We start from the raw sequence: 12,819 nt of genomic DNA on the forward strand, positions 1-12,819 counted from the left end.
CGAGCATCATCAGCACCTTGCGGCGAGGAAGGGTGCGTTCCATGTCCGACCGGTGACCTCGCTGCCGCAAATCGGCCGGACGACCCATGATCGACCTCGACGACGTCCACCTCACGCTCGCGAGCCCGGCCGGCCCGGTCACGATCTTGCGCGGGATCGACCTGGAGGTCGAGGCCGGGACGAGCTTGAGTGTTGTCGGGCCCTCGGGCTCCGGCAAGTCGAGCCTCTTGGCGATCATCGGCGGGATCGAGCGTGCCACCTCGGGGCGGGTCGTCGTCTGCAGGCAGGATCTGGGTCTTCTCGACGAGGACGCCCTGGCGCTGTTCCGGCGCCGGCACATCGGGATCATCTTTCAAGCGTTCCATCTCGTGCAGGGGATGACGGCGATCGAGAACGTGGCCCTGCCGATGGAGCTCGCGCGGCGTCCCGGCGCCATGGCGCGCGCCGGTGAGCTGCTCGAAGAGGTCGGCCTCTCGCATCGGACAGAGCACTACCCGGCTCAGCTTTCCGGTGGTGAACAGCAACGGGTTGCGCTGGCAAGAGCTCTGGCGAACGAGCCGGATCTTCTTCTGACCGACGAGCCGACCGGCAACCTCGACGCTGCGACCGGCGAGGGGATTGTGAACCTGCTGTTCCGAAGGCTCGCCGAGACCGGGGCGACGCTCGTTCTTATCACCCACGACCGCGAGCTTGCCGGCCGCTGCGACCGGGTGGTGACCATGCGTGATGGCCGCATCGTCTCGGACACGCTGCAGTCGCGGGTCGTTCCAGCGTGATGCTGCTCTGCTGCCCGGACATGGCCGGTCGCTTGGCATGAACCTCGCACTTGCACCGCAAGGCATAGCCGGGTCGGGCCGTGGCCGGCCCATGGCCACGTGGCGGCTGGCCGCGCGGCTGGCCTGGCGCGAACTGCGTGGCGGCCTCGGCAGTCTCCGGCTCCTCATCGTCTGCCTTTTCCTTGGCGTTGTCGCCCTTGCTGGCGTGGGTTCGCTTGCGGCCGCCATCCTGTCTGGTCTCGCGCGCGAGGGCCAGACCATTCTGGGTGCCGACCTCGAGGTGCGCCTGACCCAGCGAATGCCGACCGCGGCCGAGCGGGCGCGGATCGCAAGCTTCGGCGAAATCTCCGACAGTGTGCGGATGCGGGCGATGCTGCGCGGGCTTTCCGGCCAGGCGGAAGGCCGGCAGCTGCTTGGCGAAATGAAGGCAGTCGATGGCAAGTGGCCACTCTATGGCGAGGCACGGCTGAGGAGCGGCGGCGGGAATGCGGAAGTGCGCGCAGCGATTGCGCGTGGCGCCGTCATCGGCGAGGCGTTTGCCGACCAGCTCGGTCTCGCCGTCGGGGACCGGATCGCGCTTGGCGAGAGCAGCTTTACCGTCACCGGCATTCTTGTGCGCGAGCCTGACAAGGCCGCCGAGGGCTTCGCTTTCGGCCCCAGCGTCTTGATTGCGCGCAACAAGGTTGAGGCGACTGGCCTGGTCCAGCCCGGCAGCCTCTATCGCTCTCACATGCGGCTGAAATTGCCCGCCTCGGTTGATCCTGCAGATGTGAAGGCAAGGCTCGAAGCCGAGTTTCCAGATGCGGGCTGGCGAATTGCAGACCGCCGCGACGGTGCGCCGGGGATCCGCCGCTTCGTTGAGCGGCTGGCCCAATTTTTGACCCTCGTCAGCCTGACAGCGCTTGCCGTTGCCGGCATCGGCGTTGCTGACGGAGTGAGGAGCTATCTCGACCGCAAGTCGGGCAGCATCGCGAGCTTGAAGACGCTTGGCGCATCCTCAGGCCTCATCGTCCGCACCTATCTCTTCCTCATCTTGGCGCTTGGTCTTGTAGCGGCGATGGCGGGTGCAGCCGCTGGCGCTCTCGTCCCCTCGGCAGTGGTGGCAGTCGCTGGGAGCGCGATGCCAGTTCCGCCAGCGCTCGGCTTCTACCCGGCGCCGTTGCTCGCGGCGGTCGCCTTCGGGCTTTTGGTTGCGGTTGCGTTTGCGGTTCCACCGCTGGCACGCGCGGGCGCGCTTCCGGCCCAGCGAATCTTCCGCGGTGTCGCTGAGCCTTGGCCCTGGCCTGGTCGCCGTGCACTTGGCGTTTCGTTTGCCGCTGGGCTGCTGGTCGTGGCTCTTGCCGTCTGGCAGGCCCCGGAGCCCGTGTTCGCATTGGCCTTTGTCGGGGCAGCAGCGGCGATCTTCTTGCTGCTCTGGGCGCTTGGCTGGGGTGTCCGCCGGCTGGCTGCGGCCCTTCCCCGGCCGCGCCGCGTTCTCTTCGGCCTCGCGCTAGCCAACCTGCACCGGCCCGGTGCGATGACCGGGCAGCTGGTGGTGGCGCTCGGGCTGGGTCTCTCGCTCTTTGCAACGCTCGCGATTGTCGAGACCAGCTTCAATTCCGAGCTCCGGCGGACCATCCCGGGCCGAGCACCGACCTTCTTCGTGCTCGATATCCCGAAGGAAGAGGCCGCGCGCTTCCGCGCAACCGTGCCAGAGGGAAGCGACTTGACCATGGTGCCTAGTCTGCGCGGGCCGATCACCTCGCTTCGTGGCAAGCCTGTTTCCGAGCTTGCGGAAGTGCCCGAGGGCGCCTGGATCCTCCGGGGGGACAGGGGCCTCACCTTCGCTGCTGAGCTTCCGGAAGGAAACCGGCTCGTGGCCGGCCAATGGTGGCCAGCCGGCTATGCTGGGCCGCCACTCGTTTCCATGGATGCCGAGCAGGCCGGCGTCCTTGGCCTCAAGGTCGGGGACAGCATCGGCGTCTCGGTGCTGGGGGTTGAGCTTGTTGCCACCATCGCATCGCTCAGGGAAATCCAGTGGGACTCGCTCGGCTTCAACTTTGTCCTTGTATTCGATCCAGCAACCCTTGCCGACGCACCCTTCACTTGGATGGCAACCGTCTCGCCGCCGCCGGTGGCCGAAGCAGGCTTCACCGGCCGGATCGCCGATGCCTTTCCGACCGCATCGGTCGTTCGCGTCAAGGATGTCGTCGGCCAGGTGGGGGCGCTTCTCAGCCAGGTGGGCGTAGCTGTGCGGGCGGCGGGAAGTGTTGCCATCCTTGCCGGCCTTGCGGTGCTGGTCGGCGCCATTGCAGCCCAGGCGCAGTCCCGGATCTATGATGGAGTCATTCTGAAAACCTTGGGCGCAACCCGGCGCCAACTGCTGCTTTCTGCAGCGATTGAATATGCAATCCTCGCAGGCCTGGTTGCGTGCATTGCGCTTGGCCTTGGCTCTGGCCTTGCCTGGCTGGTGCTCACCCGCGTGCTTGATCTTGGCTTCCAGCCCAATTGGGGCGTGGTGGCAGCAACCGTCCTTGCCGGGGCAGTGGTGACAATCCTTCTTGGTCTCTTGGGGGCGGCCCGGGCACTGGGCGCGCCGGTTGCGCAGACACTTCGCGCGCTTTGAGCAGCTCGTCTCGCTGGCGCGACCAGAAATCGGTCCTTGCCAGTCCGCTTTTCCTTGAAACTGCGGGTCGGGTGGGCGATATTGGGACCACTGCCGGACATGGCCGGCGCAACGGAGAGTGCAGATGAACAATCGGGTCGATCCTCGGCTTGCAGGCTCTGCCTTTGGCCGGGGCGAAGTCGCGCGTGCCGACTATGATGCCGGCCTGCGCGCACACATGTTGTCGGTCTACAACTACATGATCTCGGGCGTGCTGCTGACGGGCATGGTCGCGCTGGCGATGGCCATGACGGGTGCCGTGGCAGCGCTGTTCAACCCCACAACTGGGGCGCCCTCACTCCTCGGCTGGGCGGTGATGCTGGCGCCGCTCGGCTTCGTATTCTTCCTCGGCTTCCGTATCCAGTCGATGTCGGAAGGGAAGGCGCAGGCGCTGTTCTGGGCGTTTTCGGCCATCATGGGCCTTTCGATGTCCACCATTTTCCTGCGCTACACTGGCACCTCGATCGCGACGACCTTCTTCGCGACTGCAGCTGCCTTCGCTGGCCTCAGCCTCTGGGGCTACACGACCAAGCGCGATCTTTCGGGCATGGGCACCTTCCTCATCATGGGAGTCGTCGGCCTCCTGGTTGCGATGCTGCTCAACCTGTTCCTCGGCTCGCCAGCGCTTGCGTTCGTCATCTCGGCAGTCGGTGTCCTGATCTTCGCTGGCCTCACCGCCTATGACACGCAGAAGATCAAGGAGATGTACGACTATGTCGCCGGCACCGAAATGGCGGGCAAGTCGGCCATCATGGGCGCGCTTTCGCTCTACCTCGACTTCATCAACATGTTCAGCTTCCTGCTGAACTTCCTCGGCCAGCGCGAGTAGCGCGGGCCTTGTGCGGCTCAGGCCCGCCGGCTGCTGCCGGCGGGCCTTTCCTTTGGGCCGTTCCTCATGCAAGGCGAACCGGGGCAGGAGGAGAGCCGGACTTGAGCGACATCTATCACCACCGCGCCCGCACGCTCGATGGCCGCGAGGTCAGCCTTGAGGACTATCGCGGCAAGGTGCTCCTGATTGTCAACACCGCGTCCAGGTGCGGGTTCACGCCCCAGTTCACTGGGCTGGAAGCGCTGCATCGGCAGTTTGCCGACCGGGGTTTCGCCGTGCTTGGATTTCCCTGCAACCAGTTCGCCAATCAGGAGCCGCTCGACGAGGCCCAAATTGCGACCTTCTGCCAGACCAGCTACCCGGTCAGCTTTCCCATGTTCGCCAAGATTGAAGTGAACGGGCCTGGTACCCACCCGCTTTGGGCGCAACTGAAGGAGGAGGCGCCCGGTCTGCTCGGGTCCCGGGCGATCAAATGGAACTTCACCAAGTTTCTGGTGAACCGCGCCGGCGAGCCCGTCGAGCGCTTCGCGCCGACGGTCAAGCCCGAGGACATTGCACCCAAGATCGCAAAGCTGCTCTGACGCGTGGGCCCGGTCATCGCAGTCGATGGCCCGGCGGCGTCTGGCAAGGGCACCATTGCGCGGGCGCTGGCGCAGCATTTCGGCCTGCCCCACCTTGATACGGGTGCGCTTTACCGGGCGGTGGCGCTGGCGGCTGCGCGTGCGCAGGTTGCAACCGATGATGGCCCGGCGCTCGGGCGGCTGGCATCGGGGCTCGATCTTTCCCTGCTCGAAGATCCGGACCTGCGATCCGCCGACACGGCGCAACGCGCGTCCTGCATTTCCGCCTGCCCGGAGGTTCGGCAGGCGCTCCTTGCGTTCCAGCGCGACTTTGCGGCGCAGGCGGGCGGCGCCGTGCTGGATGGCCGTGACATCGGGACCGTCATTGCGCCTGATGCCGAGCTCAAGCTGTTCGTAACCGCGGCACCTGAGGTGCGCGCACGTCGCCGCTGGCTGGAGCTGGGCGCTGCCGGCGGGCTTGCGGGCCTTGCTGCCGTTGCAGCCGAGATCCGCGCGCGAGATGCGCGCGACCAGGACCGGGCTGCCGCACCGTTGCGAATGGCAGATGACGCCATCTTGCTCGACACGACGGACCTTGATAAGGACATGGCTGTTCGGCGGGCGATCGAATTGGCGATCAGCCGCTTGGGCCCGGCTTCCTGACGCCGCGCTGGCAGGGTTTCCGCCCGCCTGCGCCTTTTTCGTTTGTGTGGGTGCTGGCTTCCCGCCGAGCCGGTGGTGCAGGCAATGGGGCTCGCGCTGCCGAATCGACCGCCGGAGACAACCGGCTGGCAGGAACAGCAACGGAAGGCACTTAATGGCAACCATGGCAATGCCCAGTCGCGAAGATTTCGCGGCCCTCCTTGAAGAATCGCTTGGCAGCAGCCGGTCGTTCGAGGGCCGGGTGGTGAAGGGCCGGGTGATCGCAATCGAAAATGATCTTGCGGTCATCGACGTCGGGCTGAAGTCGGAAGGGCGGGTGCCGGTGCGCGAGTTCGCAGGCCCCGGGGAAGAGCCGCAGGTTGCCGTCGGCGATGAGGTCGAAGTCTATGTCGACCGAGTCGAGAATGCGCTTGGCGAGGCGCTGCTGTCGCGCGACCGCGCCCGTCGCGAAGCCGCCTGGGACAAGCTCGAGCAGCAGTTCGCCGCCGGCGAGCGGGTCGAAGGGACGATCTTCGGCCGAGTGAAGGGGGGATTTACAGTCGATCTTGGTGGCGTTGTCGCCTTCCTGCCCGGAAGCCAAGTGGACATTCGCCCCGTCCGCGATGTCGGGCCGCTCATGGGCATTGCGCAGCCGTTTCAGCTTCTCAAGATGGACAGGAAGCGCGGCAATATTGTCGTCTCGCGCCGCGCCATCCTCGAAGAAAGCCGTGCCGAGGCGCGCACCGGTCTCATCCAGTCGCTGCACGAGGGCCAGGTTATCGACGGTGTGGTCAAGAATATCACCGACTATGGCGCCTTCGTCGATCTCGGCGGGATCGACGGCCTGCTCCATGTAACCGACATGAGCTACAAGCGGGTCCAGCACCCAAGCGAGGTCATCAACATCGGAGATACGGTGAAGGTGCAAATTGTTCGCATCAATCGCGACACCCAGCGGATCTCCCTTGGCATGAAGCAGCTCGAGAATGATCCGTGGGAGGGCGCTGCCGCCAAGTATCCGGTCGGCGCCAAGCTGACCGGACGCGTGACCAACATCACCGAATATGGCGCCTTCATCGAGCTCGAGCCCGGGATTGAGGGCCTTGTCCATGTCTCGGAGATGAGCTGGACAAAGAAGAACGTCCACCCAGGCAAGATCGTCTCAACGAGCCAGGAAGTGGACGTGATGGTCCTCGAGGTGGATGCAGACAAGCGGCGCATTTCGCTTGGGATCAAGCAGGCCTGCCGCAACCCCTGGGAGAAGTTTGCCGAGGACCATCCAGTCGGCACGCTCGTCGAAGGCGAAGTCAAGAATGCGACCGAGTTTGGTCTGTTCATCGGGCTCGACGGCGATATCGATGGCATGGTGCATGTGTCGGATATCGCTTGGGGCCTGACTGGTGAGGCGGCGCTGTCACAGTATCGCAAGGGCGATATGGTTGTGGCACGCGTGCTGGAAGTCGATGTCGAGCGCGAGCGGATTTCGCTCGGGATCAAGCAGGCAAGCGAAGGTGGAGCGAAGGAGCTGCGCAAGAACGAGATCGTGACGGTCATCGTCCGCGAAGTGAAGGACGGCGGTCTTGAAGTGCAGGTCGGAGAGGACGGTCCAGTTGGCTTCATCAAGCGGGCGGATCTGTCCCGCGATCGCGACGAGCAGCGGCCTGAGCGCTTCCAAGTTGGCCAGAAGCTCGATGCCATGGTGATCGGTTTCGAGCGCGGCAAGCGGCCGAGCTTCTCCATTCGGGCGATGCAAATCGCCGAGGAAAAGCAGCAAGTGGCCCAATATGGATCATCGGACTCCGGGGCCTCGCTTGGCGATATCCTGGGGGCCGCGCTCAACCGGGCCAAGGACAAGGGCTGAAGCGCAGCCTCGGGGGCGGCGCACACCCCTCTTGTGCTTGACCGCGCTGGCATCCCCGGGCCATAACCGCGGCGGGCGGGCGTTGGGGGAATGCCGCCGGGCAGGGGAGCGAAGATGATCCGGTCCGAGCTTGTGCAGAAGATCGCAGACGCAAACCCCCACCTCACGCTCAAGGAGGCCGAGCGGGTCGTAGCAACTGTGCTCGATTCGATCGCGGAGGCCTTGGCTGCAGGCGGGCGCGTCGAGTTGCGCGGCTTCGGCGCCTTTACGACCCGCGCGCGCGACCCGCGCACTGGTCGCAACCCGCGCACTGGTGTTGCCGTTGAAGTTCAGGCGAAGCGCGTGCCGCACTTCAAGGCGGGCAAGGAACTTCGCGAGCGGCTGAACCCCAAGGGCTAGAGGTTGATGCCGGGGCAAGTCCCCTGCGCGGACGTGGCGGAACTGGCAGACGCAGCGGACTTAAAATCCGCTTGCCCGACAGGCAGTGCGGGTTCGAACCCCGCCGTCCGCACCCGGCAGTCCGCGCAAGCTGCAGTCCCTGCGGCCTTGCGCTCCGGTGCCGGCGCCAAGCGCTGGCCACGCACTGATGGTCGCATCGGCGATGCGCTCGCCTGAGCTGGCAGGCTCAGGGAATGAGGAGCGATGAGCCGCTGGTCGCGCGCGCCTCGAGATCGGCGTGGCAGGCTGCCGCCTCGGCGAGCGGCCAGCGACGGCCGATCCGCACGTCCAGCCGACCATCGGCCAGCATGCGAAGCACCCGCGCTGTTCCGGCAGCGAAATCCGCTGGCTCGGCATAATAGTCGAACAGGGTGGGCCGGGTCGTGAACAGCGATCCCTTGGCTGCGAGGATCCCGAAATCGACTGGCCCCACCTTGCCCGAGGCGTTCCCGAAGCTGATGAGGAGCCCCCGGCGCTTGAGGGAATCAAGCGCAGCCTCAAAGGTCGCCTGCCCCACGCCATCGATGACCACGTCGGCGCCTCGCCCTCCGGTCAGGGCGCGAACGTCCTCTGCCATCCGCTCATAGCCGATTGCCGCATGGGCGCCCGCTGCACGGGCCAGCGCCTGTTTGTCGGCAGTGCTGGCAACCGCGACCGTCTGGGCGCCGACGGCGTTCAGCCACTGGCACAGGAGGAGTCCTACACCCCCGGCCGCAGCCGTTACCACCACCGTGTCGCCCGGCTGGACCTTCGCGCAGCGCTCGACCAGGAATTCGACGGTCGAGGCCTTGAGCCAAGCCGCCGCTGCCATCTCGTCGGAAATCGCCTCGGGCAGCTTCACCAGCCAGTGCGCCGCCAAGGTCCGGTGGGTCGCGTAGGATCCGGGCGTCGAGGCGAAATAGACCACACGGTCACCCTGCGCGAACCCCGTGACGCCTTCGCCCACTGCCTCGATGACGCCAGCGGCCTCCATGCCGGGCGTGCAGGGGAGCATCACCGGATAGACACCCGAGCGATGGTAGGTGTCGATGAAATTGACCCCGATCGCGCTGTGGCGCACGCGGACTTCGCCGGGCCCAGGGGCCGGCACGTCGACCTCGACTTCCTCCAGCACCTCCGGGCCGCCGGTCATGGAAAACTGGATTGCACGCACGGCCATCTCCAGCTTGCTCCTGCCGCGCTTCTGGAAGGCTTGTCACGCCATGGCAAGCCGTTAGGACGGCGAGGGAGGAGGTGGTGTGGATCCTTTCGACTTCCTGATCGTGGGCGCCGGCTCGGCCGGCTGTGTGCTCGCCGCCCGGCTCTCAGAAGATGCGGGAACCCGCGTGGCCGTGCTCGAGGCGGGCGGAAACGACCGCTCGATGCTTATCAACATGCCGGCCGGGATTGCCCAGATCCTGCCTCCTGAGCACAAGTCGGAGTTCAACTGGGGCTACTGGACGGAGCCGCAGCGCCATCTCGACGGGCGCCGCCTCTACTGGCCGCGTGGAAAGGCGCTCGGCGGCTCGTCCGCCATCAACGGCATGGTCTATATCCGCGGTCACGCCACCGACTATGACCGCTGGGCGCAAATTGGCTGCACGGGCTGGGGCTGGGCCGATGTGCTGCCCTGGTTCCGCGCTTGTGAAGACAGCGACCGGGGCGCCTCGGACTGGCATGGCAGCGGCGGGCCGCTGGCAGTTACCCGGCGGATGCTGCCGCATCCATTAAACCATGCTTTCATCAGAGCAGCGGTTGAGGCTGGGATCCCTGCCACCGAGGATTTCAATGGCCCCCAGTTCGAAGGTGCGGGGAGCTATGATTCGACCATCCGCGGCGGCCGGCGCTGCTCGGCGGCGCGCGCCTACCTGACCCCCGAAGTGCGGCGCCGGCCCAATCTCTCTCTCCTGACTGGCGCCCTTGCCGAACGCGTGCTGTTCGAAGGGCGGCGCGCGTCGGGTGTCCGGGTCCGGTTTGCGGATGGCGTGCGGGATCTAGCGGCGCGGCGCGTCATTCTCGCTGGCGGGGCCGTCAACTCGCCGCAGCTGCTTCTGCTCTCGGGTGTGGGTCCTGCAGCCCATCTCACCGCACTCGGCATTCCCGTCATCGCCGACCGGCGCGACGTGGGCGCGAACCTCCAGGACCATCTCGACATCCTCGTCCAGTGGCGGTGTCGCGAGCCCATCACCTTGAATGGCAACGCCAGCCCCGTCACCAAGATGATCTCCGCGCTCAAGTGGGTGGTCGCGAAAACCGGGAATGCAAGCTACATGCCGACGGCTGCCGGAGCCTTTGTCTCAACGCGCGAAGGGCTCGCCGCACCCGACATCCAGATGCATTTCATGCCAGTCATGGGCAACCCCCACGGCGTCGGCGGAGTTCAGCCAGAGCATGGCTACCAGGTCCATGTCTGCCAGCTCCGGCCCGAAAGCCGTGGCACTCTTCGCCTTGCCTCGCCCGATCCGGCAGCGCATCCGCTCATCGACCCCAATTATCTCGACGCGCCCGAGGACGTGGCGACGTTGCTAGCCGGCATTGCCATCGCCCGGCGGATCGGGCGGCAGCCGGCGCTTGCCCGCTACAATGAAGGGGAAGCCTGGCCGGGGGAGGGCGTGGAGGGAGAGGCGCTGCTGGCGAAGGTCAGGGCCTGGGCGGAGACCATCTATCACCCGGTGGGGACGTGCCGGATGGGCGCCGATCCTGACGCCGTCTGCACGCCAGCGCTCCATGTCAACGGCGTTGAGGGACTGATGGTGGTCGATGCCTCGGTCATGCCCTTCTTGGTTTCGGGCAACACCAATGCGCCAACCATCATGATTGCCGAGAAGACGGCCGCTGCCATCCGTGCTGAACGCAAGCTCCGGGCGGCGGTATGACCCCCTTCACGATTCCCGTAGAGGAGGCGGAAGCCAGGTGGATCCGCCAGCGAGTCGAGGCTTGGCGGCCTTTCCCTGAACCGGTTGGCCATGGCTGGGAGCATGGCACCAACATGGCCTATATGGAGCGTCTGCGCGCCCGCTGGCTGAAAGGGTTCGACTGGCCCGCCGCCGTCACCCACATGAACCGCCTGCCGCAACTGCGCGTGCCCCTTGAGGGCGCGCCGACGCTTCACTGCGTCCACCTGCGATCGTCGCGGGCAGACGCCCTTCCCCTGCTTCTCGCCCATGGTTGGCCAGGGAGCATCCTCGAGTTCGACGCACTCTATGAGCGGCTGGCCGAGCCCGAGGATCCGGGTGCACCGGCCTTTCATGTCGTGGCACCTTCGCTTCCGGGCTATGCTTGGTCAGATGCGCCGCCAGCGCCGATCGGGCCGCGGGCGGTTGCCGGCCTCTACGACCGGCTGATGGTGGCACTGGGCTATGAGCGCTATCTCTATCAGGGCGGGGACTGGGGTTCGGTCATCGGCGGCTGGCTCGGGCTCGACTCGCCCCGTCTCATCGGCCTTCATCTCAACGGCTACGGCCTGCGCGCTGCCGACATGCGGCCGACCAACGATGCTGAGCGCCAATGGCTCCAGTGGGCGCGGACAATCCGGGCGACGGAGACTGGCTATCTCCAGCTGCAGGCGACCAAGCCGCAGTCGCTGGGGTTTGCCATGATGGACTCGCCCATGGGTGTGGCAGCCTGGCTTGCTGAGAAATATTGCGGCTGGTCGGACACAAAGGGCGGGCTGGTCGAGCCGCCGTTCCCACTCGACACGCTGCTTTCGACCATCATGATCTATCTCACCACGCAGAGCTTCGTGACGGCGACCTGGCTCTATCGCGGCATGTTCCTCGAAGGCGGCTTCACCATCCCCGAGGGCCGGCGGATCGAGGTGCCAACGGGCGTTGCCGCCTTCCCGCGCGACCTGCTCGCCTTTCCGCCGCGGGCCATGGTCGAGAGGGGCTACCATGTCGTCCATTGGACCGACATGCCGCGCGGCGGCCATTTCGCCGCCCTCGAGGAGCCCGAACTCCTGCTCGCCGATCTGCGCGCCTTTGCATCCGCCCTCGCCTGAGCGGCTGGCCGCAGCGCCGCTCGCCGCGCTCATCCTTGGCTCCTCGCTGCTTGCCTTCGGGCCGCTCCTCGTGCGGCTTGCCGATGTGGCGCCGGTGGCGTCCGCCTTTTGGCGCATGGCGCTTGCTGCACCCGTGCTGGTGGCGGTTGCGCTGTGGCGGCGGCCGGGCCCGGGCCTGCCATGGCTGCCCGGGGTCGCCGCCGGCGCCTTTTTCGCCGCTGATCTTGCCGTCTGGCACTTGGGCATCGTGCGCACCACCACGGCGAACGCGACGCTGTTCGCCAACACAACGGCCTTCATGCTCGCCGGCTGGAGCCTCCTCGTCTTGCGCGAGAGGCCGGAACTGGCCCGGCTCGGGCCGCTGGCGCTGGCCGGGCTTGGCGCGCTGCTGCTGCTCGGCCAGTCGGCAGAAGTGTCGCCTGCGAACCTGCTTGGCGATCTCCTGAGCCTTGCCGCGGCCGCCTTCTACACCGGCTACCTCCTCGTCATCATGCGGATGCGCGGGACCCATTCGACGGCAACCGTGATTGCGCTGGCGACCGTTTCGGCGGCTGTCCTGCTGTTGCCGGCGGCCCTTGTTGCCGGCGGCGGCAGCTTCTGGCCTGCCGACTGGCGGCCGGTGGTCGCGCTTGCCGTTTCGAGCCAGCTGGCCGGGCAGGGCCTGATGGTGTTCGCCTCGGGGCGGCTGCCAGCATCGGTCTTGGCCATCGGTCTTCTGATCCAGCCGCTGGTCTCGGCCGCTGCCGGCATGGCCGTATTCGAAGAGCGGCTGTCGGCGCTTGAGATGGCAGGTGCGGCCCTGATCCTCATCGCCCTCATCCTCGTGCGCCGCTGACTACCAGAGGCTGCCGGCGCGGGCCGAGATGTTGATGTAGAGGAAATCGCGCGCAACAGCCTGGCTGGTGACGGCGGTGACGCCATGATAGCTGATGTTGCAGCAGGGGAAAAAGACGCCCAAGTTGGCGCGCGGCTTCAGCTTGGCGACCACCTCGACATCCTCCGGGCGCGGGTGGCGCGGCGCATCCACGATTGGGACCTCCCGCCTCGCCTTGTAGATGAGGAGATCGCCGCCCTCGAGCCCGGTCTCCTC

General features: G+C 66.4%; 12 protein-coding genes and 1 tRNA gene. 11 read left to right on the top strand and 2 right to left on the bottom strand.

Features of this window, described 5'->3' with window-relative positions:
- Window positions 1–86: 86 nt before the first annotated feature.
- The 8 genes from ACWIQA_RS04375 (at window position 87) to ACWIQA_RS04410 (ending at window position 7,823) form a co-directional block, all read left to right on the top strand.
- Window positions 87–776, top strand: a complete 690-nt coding sequence (locus tag ACWIQA_RS04375) for an ABC transporter ATP-binding protein (RefSeq protein ID WP_448581847.1) — start codon at window positions 87–89, stop codon at window positions 774–776.
- A gap of 91 nt (window positions 777–867) precedes the next feature.
- Complete coding sequence (locus tag ACWIQA_RS04380) at window positions 868–3,381, top strand: ABC transporter permease (protein WP_448581848.1); 2,514 nt, start codon at window positions 868–870, stop codon at window positions 3,379–3,381.
- 124 nt (window positions 3,382–3,505) lie between these two features.
- Entirely contained in the window at window positions 3,506–4,249 is a 744-nt protein-coding gene (locus tag ACWIQA_RS04385) for a Bax inhibitor-1/YccA family protein (protein WP_448581849.1), read from the top strand.
- Between the two features lie 101 nt (window positions 4,250–4,350).
- Complete coding sequence (locus tag ACWIQA_RS04390) at window positions 4,351–4,830, top strand: glutathione peroxidase (RefSeq protein WP_448581850.1); 480 nt, start codon at window positions 4,351–4,353, stop codon at window positions 4,828–4,830.
- A 3-nt stretch (window positions 4,831–4,833) separates the two neighbouring features.
- The gene (gene cmk, locus ACWIQA_RS04395; RefSeq protein WP_448581851.1) at window positions 4,834–5,472 is read left to right on the top strand and encodes a (d)CMP kinase; all 639 of its coding nucleotides are present in this window, start codon (window positions 4,834–4,836) and stop codon (window positions 5,470–5,472) included.
- A gap of 154 nt (window positions 5,473–5,626) precedes the next feature.
- The gene (gene rpsA / locus ACWIQA_RS04400; protein WP_448581852.1) at window positions 5,627–7,312 is read left to right on the top strand and encodes a 30S ribosomal protein S1; all 1,686 of its coding nucleotides are present in this window, start codon (window positions 5,627–5,629) and stop codon (window positions 7,310–7,312) included.
- A gap of 114 nt (window positions 7,313–7,426) precedes the next feature.
- A complete protein-coding gene (locus ACWIQA_RS04405; protein ID WP_448581853.1) occupies window positions 7,427–7,711 on the top strand; it encodes an integration host factor subunit beta in 285 nt (94 codons plus the stop codon).
- A gap of 27 nt (window positions 7,712–7,738) precedes the next feature.
- Window positions 7,739–7,823: transfer RNA gene (locus tag ACWIQA_RS04410), tRNA-Leu, on the top strand.
- Window positions 7,824–7,937: 114 nt separating this feature from the next.
- Here the strand turns inward: ACWIQA_RS04410 and ACWIQA_RS04415 are convergent.
- A complete protein-coding gene (locus tag ACWIQA_RS04415; RefSeq protein WP_448581854.1) occupies window positions 7,938–8,909 on the bottom strand; it encodes a quinone oxidoreductase family protein in 972 nt (323 codons plus the stop codon).
- A gap of 79 nt (window positions 8,910–8,988) precedes the next feature.
- Between ACWIQA_RS04415 and ACWIQA_RS04420 the strand changes: the two genes are divergently transcribed.
- The 3 genes from ACWIQA_RS04420 to ACWIQA_RS04430 are packed head-to-tail and all read left to right on the top strand — an operon-like array spanning window position 8,989 to window position 12,564.
- Complete coding sequence (locus ACWIQA_RS04420) at window positions 8,989–10,605, top strand: GMC family oxidoreductase (protein WP_448581855.1); 1,617 nt, start codon at window positions 8,989–8,991, stop codon at window positions 10,603–10,605.
- Window positions 10,602–11,729, top strand: coding sequence for an epoxide hydrolase family protein (locus tag ACWIQA_RS04425; RefSeq protein WP_448581856.1), 1,128 nt, complete (start codon window positions 10,602–10,604; stop codon window positions 11,727–11,729). Before ACWIQA_RS04420 ends, ACWIQA_RS04425 begins: the two co-directional genes overlap by 4 nt.
- Window positions 11,710–12,564, top strand: a complete 855-nt coding sequence (locus ACWIQA_RS04430) for a DMT family transporter (protein WP_448581857.1) — start codon at window positions 11,710–11,712, stop codon at window positions 12,562–12,564. Before ACWIQA_RS04425 ends, ACWIQA_RS04430 begins: the two co-directional genes overlap by 20 nt.
- On the opposite strand, the gene ACWIQA_RS04435 is transcribed toward ACWIQA_RS04430, so the two are convergent.
- Window positions 12,565–12,819: hypothetical protein (locus ACWIQA_RS04435; RefSeq protein WP_448581858.1), on the bottom strand; the 255-nt coding region annotated here is incomplete at its 5' end. It abuts the gene before it with no gap.

This window comes from Thermaurantiacus sp. (genome assembly GCF_053487655.1).